Genomic DNA, 17,260 nt, shown 5'->3' with positions numbered 1-17,260 from the left:
CCGCCCTGCGGAATAGCTGCGCCGTGCCAACTAAACTGATCCCGACTACGGCCATCCGTGTGCGCCCTCGAGGTGCCCGGCCGTGGACATTTGCTCGACCTGAAACAGCCCGCACCCAACACAGGAGAGTTCCTCGTGAGCCAGAATGGCCGTCCCGTTGTCCTGATCGCCGACAAGCTCGCACAATCGACCGTCGATGCGCTCGGTGACGGTGTCGAGGTGCGCTGGGTGGACGGCCCCGACCGTCCCGCTCTGCTCGCGGCTGTGCCCGAGGCCGACGCGCTGCTCGTCCGCTCCGCCACCACGGTCGACGCCGAGGTGCTCGCCGCCGCGACGAAGCTGAAGATCGTCGGCCGCGCCGGTGTCGGCCTCGACAACGTCGACATCCCGGCCGCCACCGAGCGTGGCGTCATGGTCGTCAACGCACCGACCTCCAACATCCACTCGGCCGCCGAGCACGCCGTCTCGCTGCTGCTGTCGACCGCGCGTCAGATCCCGGCCGCGGACCGCACGCTGCGTGAGAAGACCTGGAAGCGCTCGAGCTTCAACGGCACCGAGATCCTCGGCAAGACCGTCGGCGTCGTCGGCCTGGGTCGCATCGGTCAGCTGTTCGCGCAGCGCCTCGCCGCGTTCGAGACCGAGATCATCGCGTACGACCCGTACCTGCCGGCCGCTCGCGCCGCGCAGCTGGGCATCGAGCTCGTCGACATCGACCAGCTCGTCGAGCGCGCCGACTTCATCTCGGTGCACCTGCCCAAGACCAAGGAGACCGCGGGCCTCCTGAACGCCGAGCGTCTGGCCAAGACCAAGGACGGCGTCATCATTGTCAACGCCGCTCGCGGTGGCCTGATCGACGAGGACGCGCTGTACGATGCGCTCGTCTCCGGCAAGGTCCGCGCCGCCGGCCTCGACGTGTTCAACACCGAGCCGTGCACCGACTCCAAGCTGTTCGACCTCGACAACGTCGTCGTCACCCCGCACCTCGGCGCCTCCACCTCGGAGGCCCAGGACCGCGCCGGCACCGACGTCGCCAAGAGCGTCCTGCTGGCCCTGGCCGGCGAGTTCGTGCCGGACGCCGTCAACGTCTCCGGCGGCCCGGTCGGTGAAGAGGTCGCGCCGTGGCTCGAGCTGGTCCGCAAGCTGGGTCTGCTCGCCGGCACCCTGTCGCCCGAGGCCGTCCAGAACGTCCAGGTCGTCGTCAGCGGTGAGCTGTCCGCCGAGAACGTCGAGATCCTGGGCCTGGCCGCCCTGCGTGGCCTGTTCTCCGCGAGCAGCGACGAGGCCGTCACGTTCGTCAACGCCCCGCAGCTCGCGGAGCAGCGCGGCGTGAGCGTCGAGGTCGAGAAGCACAGCGAGGCACAGACGCACCGCAGCGCCGTCGAGGTCCGCGCGGTTGCCGCAGACGGCACCGTCACCGCCGTCGCGGGCGCCCTGACCGGCCTGCAGCAGGTCGAGAAGATCGTCAACGTCAACGGCCGCAGCTTCGACCTGCGCGCCGAGGGCCACAACATCGTCGTGCACTACGCGGACCGCCCGGGCGTTCTCGGTGTGCTCGGCACCGTGCTCGGCAACGCCGGCATCGACATCCAGGCCGCCGCCCTGAGCCAGGACGTCGAGGGCACCGGTGCCACCGTCATCCTGCGCGTCAACCAGGTCGTCGGTGACGCCGAGGTCGCCCAGATCGTGGAGCAGCTCGACGCCCGCGTCGCGCAGGTCGACCTGTCCTGATCTTCCCAGTCTGTACCGGTGGCCGCGATCGTCGAGGACGGTCGCGGCCACCGTCGGATTCTCCCGCTGTCGGTTCTACGAGAAGAGAGTGTGTCCATGAAGCTTGCGGTCATTCCCGGTGACGGCATCGGTGTCGAGGTCACCGCGGAAGCGCTGAAGGTGCTGCGGAAGCTGGTTCCCGACGTGGAGACCACCGAGTTCGACCTCGGTGCCAAGCGCTACAACGAGACCGGCGACCTGCTGCCGGAGGCCGAGCTCGACGCGATCCGTCAGCACGACGCGATCCTGCTCGGCGCGATCGGCGATCCGCGGTTCGTCGCGCCGGGCATCCTCGAGCGCGGGCTCCTGCTGAACATGCGGTTCCTGCTCGACCACCACGTGAACCTGCGTCCGGCCCGCACCTACCCGGGGTCGAGCTCGCCGCTGGCCGCGAACCCGGACATCGACTTCATCGTGGTCCGTGAGGGCACCGAGGGTCCGTACACCGGCAACGGTGGGTCGATCCGCGTCGGCACCCCGCACGAGGTTGCGACCGAGGTCTCGGTCAACACGTGGTTCGGCGCCGAGCGCGTCGTCCGCGCCGCGTACGAGCTGGCGCGGACCCGCCGCAAGCACCTGACGCTCATCCACAAGACGAACGTGCTCTCCAACGCGGGCCGGATCTGGACCCGCGCGATGGAGACCATCGGCGCCGAGTACCCGGATGTCGAGACGGCCTACTGCCACATCGATGCGGCGACCATCTACATGGTCACCGACCCGACGCGCTTCGACGTGATCGTCACCGACAACCTGTTCGGCGACATCATCACCGACCTCGCGGGTGCCGTCACCGGTGGCATCGGCCTGGCCGCGAGCGCGAACATCGATGCGTCGGGCACGAACCCGTCGATGTTCGAGCCCGTCCACGGCTCCGCACCCGACATCGCCGGCCAGGGGATCGCCGATCCCACGGCAGCGATCCTGTCGGCCGCGATGCTGCTGCGTCACCTGGGCCGTGAGGACGACGCCGTCCGCATCGAGGCTGCCGTCGAGGCTGATCTGGCTTCGCGTGGCGACGCCCCGATCGTCACCGCCGAGGTGGGCGACCGGATCGCGGCTGCCGTCTAGGTTCATCGAGTTCCACACGACACGACCGCCGCCCGGTAGCCGGGCGGCGGTCGTGTTGTTTCTCACACACGTTCGGGTGGGTCCTCCGGCACCAGCGGTACCGCAGCGAGTGGGAACAGTGCCGCGATCGCGAACGTGAGAGGGAAGCTCACGAGGCCGATCAACCCGCCGAAGATCGGGGGGACCAGTGTCGCGGCCACATACTGGGTGGTGTTCTGGGCGCCCAGTGCACGACCGCTCCAGTACGGCCCCGCGATCTCCGCGACCGCCGTGAAGGCCAACCCGTTGTCGGCGGTGGTGATCACGGACGCGATCACCATGAGCGCAACCGCCGCGGGGGAGTCCAGCCAGTCGGTGAGCGCGACCGCGAGCATCGAGACGGCGGCGGCCACCGCAACCCACCGCATGGGGCCCATTCGGCTGCGGACCCGGTCGGACCAGAAGCCTGCGCCGATCCGACCGGCCGCGCCGAGGAGTTGCGTGAAGGTGATGAGGATGCCGGCGGACGCGGCGGACCAGTTCCGATCCGTCATCAGCCACACCAGCATGAACGTCCACACCAGGTATTGCGGGACCACCAGCAGCACCGAGACGCCGTGGATCCGCCAGAGCATTCCGCGGCCGCGGTACGGGTTGTCGAGCAGCCCGCTCTCCTTCGCGGCTGCGCGCGTCGGCCGGGGCGGGTCGACGATCAGCAGGCACGCTGCCGCCGCGATGATGGTCACGGCGGTCGGAAGTGCCAACGCCCAACCCACACCGTGTGATTCGGCGATCTGCGGGACGGTCAGTGCCGCGAAAGCGACACCGAGCGGCAGCGCCATCTGCCGGATGCCCATCGCCAGGCCGCGGCGCTCGGGCGGAAACCATCCGACGACGACGCGTCCACTCGCGGCGTTGGCGCTCGACGCGGCCATGCCGCCCAGCACGAGGAATACGCCCAGCAGTGCGAACGATTGGCTCAGTGCCGCGCCGGCGCTCGCGAGCGCGGTGACGGACAGACCGATCACCAGCACACGCCGTTCGCCGATGCGGTCGACCACGGCACCCCAGGCCATGAGGCTCACGAGGAAGCCCAGCGTCGGGGCCGCGGCGATCAGTCCGGCGCGACTGAGGCTCACGCCATAGTCGCTCTGCAGGGTCGGGATCAGGAAAGCGGGCGCGTTGGCGAACATGGCTCCCGCTGCCTGCGCGAGTACGCCGAGCGCCAGCATCGACCAGCGGTGCAGCGTGCTCGCCTGCGTTTCCTGCTGTGCTGCCTGGTTCACGTTGCCATCCCAGTATGTGAAATGAGAGTCTTATAGTGTGGATACTGTTCGGAGTGTAGACCTCTTCGGGGGCCGCCGGTGCCGGGTGTCCCGCACGCGGGGCCGGTGGGTGGATAGACTCGGGCACATGCGCCTTGGTCGAATTGCCAGTCCCGATGGAGTTGCCTTCGTGTCGATCGAAGGGGAGGGCGACGCGCAGACCGCGAAGGAGATCGCCGAACATCCTTTCGGCACACCGACTTTCACCGGTCGCAGCTGGCCGCTGGCCGACGTTCGCCTGCTGGCGCCGATCCTGGCGAGCAAGGTGATCTGCATCGGCAAGAACTACGCGGCGCATGCTGCGGAGATGGGCGGCGAGGCGCCGGAGGATCCGGTCATCTTCATCAAGCCCAACACGTCGATCGTGGGGCCGGGCGCGCCGATCCTGTTGCCGCCGTCGTCGAACGAGGTCCACTACGAGGGCGAACTCGCGGTCGTCATCGGCCGTCCGTGCAAGGACGTACCCGCGGCGAAGGCCCTCGACGTGGTCCTCGGCTACACCGTCGCGAACGACGTCACGGCGCGCGATCAGCAGCGTCACGACGGCCAGTGGACGCGGGCCAAGGGGTACGACACGTTCTGCCCGCTGGGACCGTGGATCGAGACGAACCTCGACGTTTCGGACGTCGAGGTCAGGACCGAGGTCGACGGCGAGATCAAGCAGCGCAGCCGCACTTCGCTGCTGCTCCACGACATCCCGAAGGTCATCGAGTGGATCTCCGGTGTCATGACACTCCTGCCGGGCGACGTGATTCTCACCGGCACGCCCGAGGGCGTCGGGCCGATCGTCGACGGCCAGACAGTGAGTGTCACCGTCGAGGGGATCGGCACACTGACCAATCCGGTTGCCGCCAAGCGCTGATCGGATCGCCTTCCGGGTGTGCACGGAACCGGCGCGGTACTAGCCTGTAGGGGTCCTTTCCCAGCGCCTAGCAGCGTGTATCGAAGTGAGCCATGACCACCAGCGAAGTACGCGTCCGTTTCTGTCCGTCACCCACCGGCACCCCGCACGTCGGGCTCGTCCGAACCGCCCTGTTCAACTGGGCCTTCGCGCGGCACCACGGTGGCAAGTTCGTGTTCCGCATCGAGGACACCGATGCCGCCCGCGACACGGAGGAGTCGTACCAGGCGATCCTCGATGCCCTGCGCTGGCTCGGTCTGTCGTGGGACGAGGGGCCCGAGGTCGGCGGCCCGTACGAGCCGTACCGGCAGTCGCAGCGGCGCGACCTGCACCTCGACGTCGTGCGGAAGCTGCTCGACGCGGGCGAGGCCTACGAGTCGTTCTCGACCCCCGAGGAGGTCGAGGCGCGGCACAAGGCGGCCGGACGCGATCCCAAGCTGGGCTACGACAACTTCGATCGGGACCTCACTCCCGAGCAGCGTCAGGCGTACCTGGACGAGGGACGTAAGCCCGTTGTCCGCCTGCGCATGCCCGACCACGACCTGGCGTGGAACGACCTGGTGCGCGGCGAGACCACGTTCAAGGCCGGCACGGTGCCGGACTTCGCGCTCACGCGCGGCAACGGCATCCCGCTCTACACGCTGGTGAACCCGGTCGACGACGCGTTGATGAAGATCACCCACGTCCTGCGTGGCGAGGACCTGCTGTCGTCCACGCCGCGCCAGTTGGCCCTCTACGAGGCGCTCCAGCGCGTCGGCGTCGCCGACTTCACCCCGGAGTTCGGACACCTCCCCTTCGTCATGGGGCAGGGCAACAAGAAGCTCTCCAAGCGTGACCCCGAGTCGAACCTGTTCATCCACCGGGACCGCGGGTTCATTCCGGAGGGCCTGCTCAACTACCTCGCGCTGCTGGGGTGGAGCATCGCCGACGACCACGACGTCTTCTCGCTCGACGAGATGGTCGCCGCATTCGACATCTCCAAGGTGAACTCGAATCCCGCGCGCTTCGACCAGAAGAAGGCCGACGCGATCAACGCCGAGCACATCCGTCTGCTCGAGCCGGCGGACTTCGCTGCGCGGCTGCGCCAGTTCCTCACGACGCACGGGCATCCTGTCGACGCGCTGACCGACGATCAGTTCGCTGTTGCAGCCGACCTGGTCCAGACGCGCATCGTCGTCCTGTCGGACGCGTGGGACCTGCTGAAGTTCCTGCTGGTGTCCGACGCGGACTTCGCGATCGACCCCGCTGCCGCGTCCAAGAACCTCGGTGCGGACGCGGCGCCCGTCCTGGATGCCACGATCGAGGCGCTGGACTCCCTGTCGGAGTGGGTGACCGCGGATATCGAGGAATCGCTCAAGGCCGCGCTGATCGAGAAGTTGGAACTGAAGCCGCGTAAGGCGTTCGCACCGGTGCGCGTCGCGGTCACCGGTTCGCACATCAGCCCGCCGCTGTACGAGTCGATGGAACTGCTCGGTCGGGAGGCGACGCTCGCGCGCCTGCGTTCCGCCCGCGCTCAGGTCAGCAGCTAGCCTCCCGTCGGCGGTCAGAGGGCCATTTCAGCCCTCTGACCAGCCGATTTGGAGAAACAGTGGGGGGCTTTGATATTGTTCTCCTCGTTCGAAAGGCAAGCCCCCGGCCGCAAGGTCAGGGAAGCCCGGAAGAGCATTGGGGTATGGTGTAATTGGCAACACAGCGGTTTCTGGTACCGCCATTCTAGGTTCGAGTCCTGGTACCCCAGCGGAGAGTTCGAGTGAATTTCACTCCGAACTCCGGTTAGTTCAGCTGGCCGAGCTTCCATCGCAGATCGGATCCGAAAGGGTCGGATCGAAATTGGAAGCGTTCCATCGTGTCGCACGCATGCGGCGGCACACCTTGAAAATGTTCTGGCCCCGTCGTCTAGCGGCCTAGGACGCCGCCCTCTCAAGGCGGTAGCGCGGGTTCGAATCCCGTCGGGGCTACCAAGGGAAGCACCCTCCGATCCTGGATCAGGGAGTTCTCTTTCGGTGAGAGCATTTATCCTGGTGCACAGCATGTAAAGAACAAAGTTCCTGGCCCCGTCGTCTAGCGGCCTAGGACGCCGCCCTCTCAAGGCGGTAGCGCGGGTTCGAATCCCGTCGGGGCTACAAAGCAAGACCCTCCGATCATTGATCGGAGGGTCTTTTTCGTTCGCTGGGAGTTCTGGGGCTCTCTGGGGCTCTCGGGGGTTGTCCAGAGTTCCTAGCCGCTCTTCCGGCGGAACTCGCGCTTGTGCTCGGCGCTGCCGTGCGCGTCGTGGACCTTCGACTGTCCGTCCAGATGCGCTGCGGAATTCGACTGCTGATGATTCTTGCGATCGAGTGCTTCGCGGAACTTGCGCTTGATCTCGTCGTTGCGGGGCTCGCTCACGTCGTCCTCCTCCCTGCCTCGGTGGTGACTCGTCTGTCGGAATCTACCGCCGAGGAGGGGGAGACGTCGCGTGGTTTTCCCCTGCGATTACAGATACGCGGCGGTGGATCCGCCGACGGGCATCGCGGGCAGGCCGAGCTTGCGGTGATCCCACGACCGGACCCGCTCCGGGACCACTCGGACCGCGACGCGCTTGTGCAGCATCATCTCGACGGCCGGCTTGACGTCCTCGGAGTAGGGGCCGGTGTAGCGCTCCCAGATGCTGATGCCGACCTTGAACAGCGCCTCCGGATCGTCGACGATCTCGCCGCGACCCTCGATCGAGACTCCGCGCAGGGTGTCGTACGTGTCGCCGTCCTCGATCATCATGGTGAGCCGGCCGTCGCGGCGAAGATTGACGGCCTTCTGGGACTTGGCCTTGGTCTCGAACCACAATTCACCGTCGATCACCGCGTACCACATGGCCACGAGATGCGGCATGCCGTTCGGTCCGACCGTTGCCATGGTCGACACCCGGCTCCGCTCGACGAACTCGGTGATCTCGGCATCCGTCATCGTGATCTGACCGCGCTGGTTGGTTCCCACTGCAGTTCCTCCACTCGGCTGGAATTCGTTCTGGCGAGAACTGTGCCACGAATCACTACACGGACCGCCGAGTGGGGTGCGTCGTGGAATTCAGAGGCGCTTGTGCAAGGCGTCCGCCGCCGCCAGGAGATCGGCGGCCCAGCGTGCGCCCGGGCGGCGACCCATCCGGTCGATCGGCCCGGACACCGAGATTGCGGCGACGACGTTGCCTGCGGCATCCCGGACGGGTGCGGCGACGCTCGCGACACCCGGCTCTCGTTCTGCCGCGCTCTGCGCCCAACCGCGGCGGCGCACCTCGACGAGGACGCGTTCACCGAACGAGGCGTCGGGCAGGATCGCCCGCTGCGTCTGGGGGTCCGCCCATGCGAGAAGGACCTTGGCGCCCGAGCCGGCCGTCATCGGCAGGCGCGCGCCCACGAGGACTGTGTCGCGCAGGCCGGTGGGCGGTTCCATCGAGGCGACGCACACCCGGTGCGTGCCTTCGCGTCGATACAACTGCACGCTCTCGCCCGTGATCTCGCGCAGCCGTGGCAGGACGAGCGTGGCGGCATCGACGAGGGTGTCGCTGGCGCTCGCAGCGAGTTCGCCCAGACCGGGGCCCGTGCACCACAGCCCGTCCGCGTCGCGAGTGAGGAGCCGATGCACTTCGAGCCCGACGGCGAGACGGTGGGCGGTAGCGCGGGGGAGTCCTGTGCGGTTGCACAGTTCGGTGAGGCTGCAAGGTTGTTCGGCCACTGCATGCAGGACGCCCATTGCTTTGTCGAGCACTCCGATGCCGCTATGCTGTCTCATAGGTCGATACTCCGTTCTCGCATATTGGGATCATAGCCGATTTCGCGAGCGACGGTTCGGCACATCACGCGACACGGGCCGGCCCTGAAGCCCGGCGGCGCGACATCCGGATACAGAGGTGGAGAAGATGGCGAACAGAGGACGCACTCTGGCCGAGAAGGTGTGGGACGAGCACGTAGTCGTGCGCGGCGAAGGTGAGGGTGCGGCGCGGCAGCCGGACCTCATCTACATCGACCTGCATCTCGTTCACGAGGTCACCAGCCCGCAGGCATTCGACGGGCTCCGGCTCGCGGGCCGCAAGCTGCGTCGGCCGGATCTGACGATCGCCACCGAGGACCACAACGTCCCGACGATCGACATCGACAAGCCCATCGCGGACCTGGTCTCCCGCACACAGGTCGACACTCTCCGGAAGAACTGTGAGGAGTTCGGCGTCCGCCTGCACCCGATGGGCGATCTCGACCAGGGCATCGTGCACGTGGTGGGCCCGCAGCTCGGCCTGACCCAGCCCGGTACGACCGTCGTGTGTGGTGACAGCCACACCTCGACGCACGGCGCTTTCGGTGCTCTCGCAATGGGAATCGGTACCAGTGAGGTCGAACACGTCATGGCGACGCAGACGCTCTCGCTGCGGCCGTTCAAGACGATGGCGATCACGGTCGACGGTGAGTTGCCGTCCGGTGTCACGAGCAAGGACCTCATCCTCGCGGTGATCGCGAAGATCGGTACCGGTGGGGGACAGGGGTATGTCCTCGAATACCGCGGCGAGGCAATCCGCAAGCTGTCGATGGATGCCCGGATGACGATCTGCAACATGTCGATCGAGGCCGGCGCTCGCGCCGGAATGATCGCGCCGGACGAGATCACCTACGAATACATCAAGGGTCGCCCGCACGCGCCGCAGGGTGCCGACTGGGATGCCGCAGTAGCGGCCTGGGAACAGTTGAAGACCGACGACGACGCCGTCTTCGACGCCGAGGTGCACATCGACGCGGCCTCGTTGACCCCGTTCGTCACGTGGGGCACCAACCCCGGACAGGGCGCTCCGCTGGGAGATTCGGTCCCGAATCCGGCCGAGATCGCCGACGAGAGCGCGCGGAACGCGGCCGAGAAGGCGCTGGCGTACATGGGCTTGGAGGCCGGAACGCCGCTGCGGGATGTGTCCGTGGACACCGTCTTCGTCGGCTCGTGCACCAACGGGCGCATCGAGGATCTGCGTGCCGTTGCGGATGTCCTGAATGGCCGTCGGGTCGCCGAAGGCGTCCGGATGCTGATCGTCCCGGGTTCGATGCGCGTTCGCGCACAGGCCGAAGAGGAAGGCTTGGGCGAGATCTTCACCACTGCGGGAGCCGAGTGGCGTCAGGCCGGATGTTCGATGTGCCTGGGTATGAATCCGGATCAGCTCGCCCCCGGTGAGCGTTCCGCGTCGACGTCCAACCGCAATTTCGAAGGCCGCCAAGGCAAGGGCGGGCGTACGCACCTCGTCTCTCCGGCCGTCGCCGCAGCCACGGCCGTGCGGGGCACGCTGGCGGCACCGGCAGATCTGGCATAGGGCGCAAGGGAACTAGGAGAAAAACGATGGAAGCCTTTACCACCCATAAGGGAATCGGTGTTCCGCTGCGCCGGTCCAACGTGGACACCGATCAGATCATCCCCGCGGTGTACCTGAAGCGTGTGACCCGCAGCGGATTCGAGGACGGGCTCTTCGCGGCCTGGCGCACCGATCCGGACTTCATTCTCAACACCGCGCCGTACGACAAGGGCAGTGTCCTGGTCGCCGGACCGGACTTCGGCACGGGTTCGTCACGCGAGCACGCTGTGTGGGCGTTGTCGGACTACGGTTTCCGCGTCGTCATCGCGTCGCGGTTCGCGGACATCTTCCGCGGGAACGCCGGCAAGGCCGGTCTGTTGGCCGCGCAGGTCGATCAGAGCGACGTCGAGTTGCTGTGGAAGCTGCTCGACGAGCAGCCCGGTCTCGAGTTGGTCGTCGACCTCGAGAAGAAGACCGTGACCGCTGGAACGACGGTGGTGCCGTTCGAGATTGATGACTACACGCGGTGGCGTCTGCTGGAGGGCCTGGACGACATCGGGCTGACATTGCGCCAGGTAGACGCGATTTCCGAGTTCGAAAAGTCAAGGCCTTCTTGGAAACCTGAGACGCTTCCGGCCCGTGTCGCGAACGACAATTGACCCAATCTGATAACTGGCTCGGCCCCCTCATCTACCACAGATGGGGGGGCCGCGCTTGATGAGAATTGGCGTGGCACATAGACTCTTGCCGATTTCGGGTTTACCGTAGTTCGTAGTCGGTCCGACGGTGGACCATTAGTTTGCGGAGGAATTTCCATGAACAAGGCAGAGCTCATCGATGTTCTGACCGAGAAACTGGGTTCGGACAGGCGTACCGCCACCGAGGCCGTCGAGCATGTCGTCGACACCATCGTGCGCGCCGTGCACTCCGGTGAGAGCGTCACCATCACCGGATTCGGCGTTTTCGAGCAGCGTCGCCGTGCGGCCCGCGTCGCACGCAACCCGCGCACCGGTGAGACGGTCAAGGTCAAGCCGACCTCGGTTCCGGCTTTCCGTCCGGGTGCACAGTTCAAGGCGCTCATCGCCGGTGGCCAGAAGCTTCCGGCTTCGGGTCCGGCCGTCAAGCGTGGCGCTGCTGAGCCGGTGAAGAAGGCGGCCAAGAAGACTGCGGCCAAGAAGACCGCAGCCAAGAAGACCGTGGCGAAGAAGACTGCGGCCAAGGCTCCGGCCAAGACCGTGGCGAAGAAGACTGCGGCCAAGGCTCCGGCCAAGACCGTGGCGAAGAAGACGGCGGCCAAGGCTCCGGCCAAGACCGTCGCCAAGAAGACTGTCGCGAAGAAGACGGCGGCCAAGGCTCCGGCCAAGACCGTCGCCAAGAAGACTGTCGCGAAGAAGACGGCGGCCAAGGCTCCGGCCAAGACCGTCGCCAAGAAGACTGTCGCGAAGAAGACGGCGGCCAAGGCTCCGGCCAAGACCGTCGCCAAGAAGACTGTCGCGAAGAAGACGGCGGCCAAGGCTCCGGCCAAGACCGTCGCCAAGAAGACCGTGGCGAAGAAGACTGCGGCCAAGAAGGCTCCGGCCAAGCGCACTGCGCGTAAGTGACACCGCCGGCGCCTCGGCGCCCACGGAATTCTCCGTAACTGACACGGCGGCCACGGGATCTTCCCGTGGCCGCCGTGTTGTGTTTTCGGTTGTACCAGATCGGGGTTCGCGTCAGTCGGTCGTACGGATGACCGGCAGGGGGCTGTCGATGTGATCGGCCGCCACGAGACGCCCGCCGGACAGCGACAACACCCAGGTGCTCGCCTTACGGTTTCGAGCCGGCGGCAGCTGGATGCCGTCCCGCTCCGCCCACCACTCCATGAGGTCGGGGATGACGCCGCCCTGGCTGCAGATCACCTGGACGCCCCCCAGCGCCGCGATCTTCCGGGCTCGGGCACGCGCGCCCGCCGGATCGGCTGCGTAGCCCTCCTCGGAGAGGAGCGGCTCGATGCGGATAGGTGTCCCGAGCGCTTCGGCGAGGGGCTCCATGGTCTGTGTACACCGGGTGCGGTCGGCCGAGGAGATCGCGGTGGCCCCGAAGGCTTGCAGTTGAGGGACAAGAGCTTCCGCCTGGACCAGCCCCTTCGCATCGAGTGGACGGACAGTGTCGTCCCCGGTGTACTTCTTGCTGCTGCCGGCCTTGGCGTGCCGGACCAGGAGGACGGTGGTGGTATCGGGCGGGACCTGCATGAATCGCCTCAGGATCGTCCGATCCATCGGGTAGGACAGCTGGTCGGGAACGCGATCGGGTGGCAGCCAACGAAGTTCGTCGACCTCGTCGTTCGCGGTGAACTCGCCGGATGCGGCCTCCGCCGCCCAGTACTCGACTCTCTTGAGCTTGCGATGACCGGGTATCGGATATGTCACACGTGATAGATGTCGCCCCAATTGCGCTGTTATGCCAGTTTCTTCGCCGATCTCACGAACTGCTGCCACAATCGACGTTTCGCCGGGGTCGAGCTTGCCCTTGGGAAATGACCAGTCGTCATATTTGGGCCGGTGTATGAGAGCGATTTCGATCTCATACGGATTCGTCGGAGACTTACGCCACAAAACTGCGCCCGCCGCGAAGATATTCGCCTTGACCGGTCTGTCAGGGTTGGGCTTCTCGGGACTCGGCTTCTCGCGACTCAAGGGCTTCGTTCCTTCCTTCGGCCACGGCTCTTGCGGCACACGGAGGCTGTGGTGGATCCTGCTCAGGAGCTGAAGGACCGCCGACGGCGCATCATCTCCTCCTGGTGTTCGCGGACCTTCTCGCCGCGGGCAGGCGCTGCCAGCCAGCTTCCGTCGGACTGCAGAACCCAGCACCGGGTGGTGGGATCCAGTGCGGAATCGAAGATCTCGTCGAGCTGTCGGGCGAGTCGAGGGTCCTTGACCTGTGCCATCACCTCGACGCGACGATCGAGGTTGCGGTGCATCATGTCGGCACTGCCGATCCAGAATTCGTTGGCGCCCCGGAAGTGCATGATCCGGGAATGTTCGAGGAAACGTCCGAGGATGGAGCGAACCTCGATGTTCTCGCTCAGCCCGGGAACTCCCGGCTTGAGGGCGCAGATACCGCGGACGACGACGCGTACCGGAACACCGGCCTGGGACGCGCGGTAGAGCGCATCGATCACCTGTTCGTCGACCAGGGCGTTGGCCTTGAGCCGGACCCCGCACTCCCGTCCGGCGTTCTTGTGCTCGATCTCGGCTTCGATGCGCTCGATGATTCCGGAGCGGACGCCGTACGGGGCGACCAGGAGGTTGCGGTATTGCGACTTTCGGGAGTAACCGGTGAGCGAGTTGAACAGGTCCGTCAGGTCGGCGCCGATCTCGGGTGCGGCGGTCAACAGGCCCACGTCCTCGTACAGGCGCGCGGTCTTGGGGTTGTAGTTGCCCGTGCCGATGTGGCAGTACCGGCGGATCGTCGAACCTTCACGGCGGACCACGAGGCAGGTCTTGCAGTGCGTCTTGAGACCGACCAGTCCGTACACGACATGGACGCCGGCCTGTTCGAGCTTGCGTGCCCACTTGATGTTGGCCTGCTCGTCGAAGCGGGCCTTGATCTCGACGAGAGCGACGACCTGCTTGCCGGCCTCCGCCGCGGCGACGAGCGCGTTGACGATCGGCGAGTCACCCGAGGTGCGATAGAGCGTCTGTTTGATCGCGAGAACCTGCGGGTCGGCGGCGGCCTGCTCGATGAACCGCTGGACGCTGGTCGAGAACGAATCGTAGGGGTGCTGCACCAGGACGTCGCCGTCGCGCAGCGTCGAGAACACGCTCTTCGGTGTCTCTCGCTCACCGAAAGCGGGGTGGGTCGCCGGGACGAACGGGGCGTCCTTGAGGTTGGGGCGATCCACGCCGTACACCTGCCACAGCGACGAAAGATCAAGTAGCCCAGGAACTTGGATCACATCTCCGGGGTCGACATCGAGCTCGCGCAACAGCAGTTCGAGCATGTGCTCGGTCATGTCGTCGGCGACTTCGAGTCGGACGGGGGAGCCGAACCTGCGGCGTGCGAGTTCGCGTTCGAGTGCCTGGAGGAGGTCCTCGTCGCGATCTTCCTCCACCTCGAAATCCGCGTTGCGCGTGACCCGGAAGGCGTGGTGCTCCACCACTTCCATGCCGGGGAACAACACGTCGAGGTGCGCTGCGATGAGGTCCTCGGTGGGCAGGAACGCCGCGATCGCACCGGGTGCGTCGCTGGTGCGCTTGACGCGTACGAAGCGGTCGACGTTGTCGGGCACCTTCACACGGGCGAAGTGTTCGCCACCGGTGGCGGCGTCCTTCACCGTCACCGCGAGATTCAGGCTCAGGCCGCTGATATAGGGGAACGGGTGCGCGGGATCGACGGCCAGCGGGGTGAGGACCGGGAAGACTTGCTCGTGGAAATGATCCGAGAGCCGTCCGCGTTCCTCGGCGTCGAGTTCGGGCCAGCCGATGATCGAGATTCCCTCTTCGGCGAGCGCCGGACGCACCGAGTCGAGGAAGACCTGAGCGTGCTTGGACGAGATCTCCTGCGTCCGGGTTCCGATCAGTGCCAACTGTTCGCGCGGTGAGAGTCCGTCCGCGGACCGTACGGACAGGCCGGTCTCGTCCCGCCGCTTGAGGCCCGCGACGCGGACCATGTAGAACTCGTCGAGATTGGACGCGAAGATCGCGAGGAACTTCGCGCGCTCGAGCAGCGGCAGCGACGTGTCCTCGGCGAGCGCGAGCACGCGAGAGTTGAAGTCGAGCCAGCTCAGCTCGCGATTGAGGTAGCGAGCCACGGGCAGTCCGACGTCCTCTGTGCCGTCCGGCGTGGCGGCCGGCGGCGCGGTCGGGATGCTCGGCCGGTGGCCGCTGTCCGGGCCGCCGGCCGGAACCCTGCGGTCCGCGCCGGAGCCGTCCTCGGTCGCCCGATCGGAGTCTGTGCGTCGTTCGAGTGCTCTCCCGTTGCTCACTCTCCGATCATCCCTCGAGAATTGCAGGCGCGACAATCGATCACGCGCAGTTCACAGTATTCAGAGCCGCCGGACACCGGGCGTACACCTCATGTGCTCGAGCGCTGCGCGTGTAGCGGGCCCGAGCCCCAGTCGCGCGGCCGCCGCGAGATCCGCGACCGTGTCCACGTCCTGGCGCAATCCCGGCCAGTCACCGTCGAGTGCGTACGCGCCGGAGGCGATGTGGCGGGCCGCGGAATCGGTGCCGAAACGTGGATCCAGCGCGTTGCCCGGCCCGCACGCGAAGAGGGCTGCCGTGCCGGTGCCGGTGTGGTCGACGACGATCGCGCGCCCCACCTTCCGGGCGGCAGCGAGCGCTTCGAGCAACTCGTCGGCGCGCAGCGCGGGCAGATCCGCTTGCAGCGCCACCAGATCCGTCCGGTCGGGATCGGTCTGCACGGAGGACTCCGCCGCGGCCAGCGCGGCATTGAGACTCGACTCCCCGGGGACCGCCCGGACAGGGTCGGGGAGGTGGCTCACGCCGTACTGATCCGCGATCGTCGCCACCATCGGATCGGGCGTCACGACCGTGATTCCCGAGAACGAGTTGTCGGGTCCGGGGCCGACGCCCGCGCCGACGAGGGTCGCCAACGTGTCGTGCAGCATGGCGACGACGAGGTCGGTGCGGTCGGCGGCCGACAGGGATTCGGCGAGCCGCGACTTCGCGAGCCGTAATTCCTTGACCGCGATCAGGACATGGGTGTGCACCGGCCGCTGCGATCGGTGCTCCGCCTTCATGGGACGCAATCTTGCCAGTCGTGTCGAGGGTGGCTCGCGACCGGCGAGCTGGGGAGCCGGGGAGATATCGTGTTCCAAAGCAGTGTGCGGCGTGGGCAGGGTCGGTGGCGGAACGGTGTGGGCAGTGAACGGCACGAGCGGTGAGCGCAGATCGGAGGGGACGGCGTGAGCAGAGCAGCGGTACTCGGGGCGGGGTCGTGGGGGACGGCGTTCGCGAAGGTGCTCGCGGACGCGGGCACGGACGTGACCCTGTGGGCGAGGCGGCCCGAGGTGGCCGACGCGATCGTGTCCCGGCACGAGAATCCCGACTATCTGCCCGGGATCGTCCTTCCGTCGACGTTGTCCGCGACCGCCGATCACGAGGCGGCTCTCGACGGCGCCGACATCGTGGTGCTGGCGGTGCCGTCGCAGTCGCTGCGGGACAACCTGCAGGGTTGGGCCGGGGCGATCGGTTCGGACGCCACGCTGCTCAGCCTCGCGAAGGGCATCGAGAGCGTGACGCTGCTGCGGATGAGCGAGGTCATCTCGCAGGTCGCCCAGGTGGATCCGTCCCGCGTCGCTGTCCTGTCGGGGCCCAATCTGGCGCGGGAGATCGCGTTGGGTCAGCCTGCCGCCACGGTTGTCGCGTGTTCCGACGAGGCTCGCGCGCTCGCAGTTCAGAAGGCTTGTGCTACAGGGTATTTCAGGCCCTATACGAACACCGATGTGATCGGTTGCGAGATCGGCGGCGCGTGCAAGAACGTCATCGCCCTGGCGTGCGGGATGGCATCGGGAATCGGATTGGGCGAGAACACGATCGCGACGCTCATCACGCGGGGGCTCGCCGAGATCATCCGTCTCGGTGTCGCGCTCGGCGCGAACGCGGCGACGCTGGCCGGACTCGCCGGGGTGGGCGACCTGGTCGCGACGTGTGCATCGCCGCTGTCGCGCAACCGCTCGTTCGGTGAGCGCCTGGGGCTCGGCGGCTCCCTCGAGAGCGCGCAGGCCGCGACCAACGGGCAGATCGCCGAGGGCGTCAAGTCCTGCACCTCGGTGCGTGCGCTGGCGGCCGCGCACGGCGTCGAGATGCCGCTGACGGACGCCGTCCACCGGGTGTGCCACGAGGGGATGTCCGTGCACGACGCGGTCGGTCTCCTGCTCGGTCGCCGCATCAAACCCGAATAGCTCTCGGGCGACCGCAA

General features: G+C 66.9%; 15 protein-coding genes and 3 tRNA genes. 11 read left to right on the top strand and 7 right to left on the bottom strand.

Going from position 1 to position 17,260, the window contains the following annotated elements; translation table 11 throughout:
• Positions 1 to 135 precede the first annotated feature (135 nt).
• Together serA and DEU38_RS16600 are read left to right on the top strand one after the other, a co-directional pair.
• Complete coding sequence (gene serA, locus DEU38_RS16605) at positions 136 to 1,728, top strand: phosphoglycerate dehydrogenase (protein ID WP_114722603.1); 1,593 nt, start codon at positions 136 to 138, stop codon at positions 1,726 to 1,728.
• Positions 1,729 to 1,824: 96 nt separating this feature from the next.
• Complete coding sequence (locus DEU38_RS16600; protein ID WP_114722602.1) at positions 1,825 to 2,838, top strand: 3-isopropylmalate dehydrogenase; 1,014 nt, start codon at positions 1,825 to 1,827, stop codon at positions 2,836 to 2,838.
• A gap of 62 nt (positions 2,839 to 2,900) precedes the next feature.
• Here DEU38_RS16600 and DEU38_RS16595 read toward each other — a convergent pair whose 3' ends face one another.
• Positions 2,901 to 4,049 carry an MFS transporter gene (locus DEU38_RS16595; RefSeq protein ID WP_114722601.1) on the bottom strand — a complete coding sequence of 383 codons (1,149 nt, stop codon included), beginning with the start codon at positions 4,047 to 4,049 and terminating at the stop codon, positions 2,901 to 2,903.
• A 181-nt stretch (positions 4,050 to 4,230) separates the two neighbouring features.
• On the opposite strand from DEU38_RS16595, the gene DEU38_RS16590 reads away from it, so the two are divergent.
• The 5 genes from DEU38_RS16590 (at position 4,231) to DEU38_RS16570 (ending at position 7,166) form a co-directional block, all read left to right on the top strand.
• Complete coding sequence (locus DEU38_RS16590; RefSeq protein ID WP_114722508.1) at positions 4,231 to 5,004, top strand: fumarylacetoacetate hydrolase family protein; 774 nt, start codon at positions 4,231 to 4,233, stop codon at positions 5,002 to 5,004.
• A gap of 92 nt (positions 5,005 to 5,096) precedes the next feature.
• Entirely contained in the window at positions 5,097 to 6,572 is a 1,476-nt protein-coding gene (gltX, locus tag DEU38_RS16585; protein WP_114722507.1) for a glutamate--tRNA ligase, read from the top strand.
• Between the two features lie 137 nt (positions 6,573 to 6,709).
• Positions 6,710 to 6,781, top strand: a tRNA-Gln gene (locus tag DEU38_RS16580).
• Between the two features lie 147 nt (positions 6,782 to 6,928).
• Positions 6,929 to 7,004 (top strand) — tRNA-Glu (locus DEU38_RS16575).
• An 89-nt stretch (positions 7,005 to 7,093) separates the two neighbouring features.
• Positions 7,094 to 7,166: transfer RNA gene (locus tag DEU38_RS16570), tRNA-Glu, on the top strand.
• Between the two features lie 94 nt (positions 7,167 to 7,260).
• Here the strand turns inward: DEU38_RS16570 and DEU38_RS28530 are convergent.
• The 3 genes from DEU38_RS28530 to DEU38_RS16560 form a co-directional block, all read right to left on the bottom strand.
• Positions 7,261 to 7,428: a DUF5302 domain-containing protein gene (locus tag DEU38_RS28530; protein WP_181818819.1), complete on the bottom strand. Its 168-nt coding sequence runs from the start codon at positions 7,426 to 7,428 to the stop codon at positions 7,261 to 7,263.
• An 87-nt stretch (positions 7,429 to 7,515) separates the two neighbouring features.
• A complete protein-coding gene (locus DEU38_RS16565; protein WP_114722506.1) occupies positions 7,516 to 8,013 on the bottom strand; it encodes a pyridoxamine 5'-phosphate oxidase family protein in 498 nt (165 codons plus the stop codon).
• Positions 8,014 to 8,103: 90 nt separating this feature from the next.
• Entirely contained in the window at positions 8,104 to 8,805 is a 702-nt protein-coding gene (locus DEU38_RS16560) for an IclR family transcriptional regulator (RefSeq protein WP_114722505.1), read from the bottom strand.
• A gap of 118 nt (positions 8,806 to 8,923) precedes the next feature.
• Between DEU38_RS16560 and leuC the strand changes: the two genes are divergently transcribed.
• The 3 genes from leuC to DEU38_RS16545 all read left to right on the top strand — a co-directional run bounded on the left by leuC (position 8,924) and on the right by DEU38_RS16545 (position 11,937).
• Positions 8,924 to 10,357 (top strand): 3-isopropylmalate dehydratase large subunit, encoded by a 1,434-nt coding sequence (gene leuC, locus DEU38_RS16555; RefSeq protein WP_114722504.1) that lies wholly within the window; start codon positions 8,924 to 8,926, stop codon positions 10,355 to 10,357.
• Between the two features lie 26 nt (positions 10,358 to 10,383).
• Positions 10,384 to 10,995, top strand: coding sequence for a 3-isopropylmalate dehydratase small subunit (gene leuD / locus DEU38_RS16550; protein ID WP_114722503.1), 612 nt, complete (start codon positions 10,384 to 10,386; stop codon positions 10,993 to 10,995).
• A gap of 156 nt (positions 10,996 to 11,151) precedes the next feature.
• The gene (locus DEU38_RS16545; protein ID WP_114722502.1) at positions 11,152 to 11,937 is read left to right on the top strand and encodes an HU family DNA-binding protein; all 786 of its coding nucleotides are present in this window, start codon (positions 11,152 to 11,154) and stop codon (positions 11,935 to 11,937) included.
• A 111-nt stretch (positions 11,938 to 12,048) separates the two neighbouring features.
• Here the strand turns inward: DEU38_RS16545 and DEU38_RS16540 are convergent, their stop codons facing one another.
• The 3 genes from DEU38_RS16540 to cofC form a co-directional block, all read right to left on the bottom strand.
• Positions 12,049 to 13,011: a bifunctional NUDIX hydrolase/histidine phosphatase family protein gene (locus tag DEU38_RS16540; RefSeq protein ID WP_114722501.1), complete on the bottom strand. Its 963-nt coding sequence runs from the start codon at positions 13,009 to 13,011 to the stop codon at positions 12,049 to 12,051.
• A gap of 62 nt (positions 13,012 to 13,073) precedes the next feature.
• Positions 13,074 to 15,302, bottom strand: a complete 2,229-nt coding sequence (locus tag DEU38_RS16535) for an RNA degradosome polyphosphate kinase (protein WP_114722500.1) — start codon at positions 15,300 to 15,302, stop codon at positions 13,074 to 13,076.
• Between the two features lie 60 nt (positions 15,303 to 15,362).
• Positions 15,363 to 16,079 (bottom strand): 2-phospho-L-lactate guanylyltransferase, encoded by a 717-nt coding sequence (gene cofC, locus DEU38_RS16530; RefSeq protein WP_114722499.1) that lies wholly within the window; start codon positions 16,077 to 16,079, stop codon positions 15,363 to 15,365.
• Between the two features lie 165 nt (positions 16,080 to 16,244).
• Here cofC and DEU38_RS16525 point away from each other — a divergent pair, with 165 nt between their 5' ends.
• Positions 16,245 to 17,243: an NAD(P)H-dependent glycerol-3-phosphate dehydrogenase gene (locus DEU38_RS16525; protein ID WP_114722498.1), complete on the top strand. Its 999-nt coding sequence runs from the start codon at positions 16,245 to 16,247 to the stop codon at positions 17,241 to 17,243.
• The last annotated feature ends 17 nt before the right edge of the window (positions 17,244 to 17,260 follow it).

Source organism: Rhodococcus sp. AG1013 (assembly GCF_003350365.1).
Taxonomy (GTDB): domain Bacteria; phylum Actinomycetota; class Actinomycetes; order Mycobacteriales; family Mycobacteriaceae; genus Prescottella.
The sequence above is the reverse complement of the archived record's forward strand: the minus strand, read 5'-3'. Positions and strand labels throughout refer to the sequence as shown.

Coding starts and splice junctions, on each gene's coding strand:
- gltX (WP_114722507.1), top strand. CDS start 5,097: ATGACCACCAGCGAAGTACGCGTCCGTTTCTGTCCGTCACCCACCGGC.
- cofC (WP_114722499.1), bottom strand. CDS start 16,079: ATGAAGGCGGAGCACCGATCGCAGCGGCCGGTGCACACCCATGTCCTG.
- DEU38_RS16600 (WP_114722602.1), top strand. CDS start 1,825: ATGAAGCTTGCGGTCATTCCCGGTGACGGCATCGGTGTCGAGGTCACC.
- DEU38_RS16595 (WP_114722601.1), bottom strand. CDS start 4,049: ATGCTGGCGCTCGGCGTACTCGCGCAGGCAGCGGGAGCCATGTTCGCC.
- leuD (WP_114722503.1), top strand. CDS start 10,384: ATGGAAGCCTTTACCACCCATAAGGGAATCGGTGTTCCGCTGCGCCGG.
- DEU38_RS16590 (WP_114722508.1), top strand. CDS start 4,231: ATGCGCCTTGGTCGAATTGCCAGTCCCGATGGAGTTGCCTTCGTGTCG.
- DEU38_RS16560 (WP_114722505.1), bottom strand. CDS start 8,805: ATGAGACAGCATAGCGGCATCGGAGTGCTCGACAAAGCAATGGGCGTC.
- DEU38_RS16545 (WP_114722502.1), top strand. CDS start 11,152: ATGAACAAGGCAGAGCTCATCGATGTTCTGACCGAGAAACTGGGTTCG.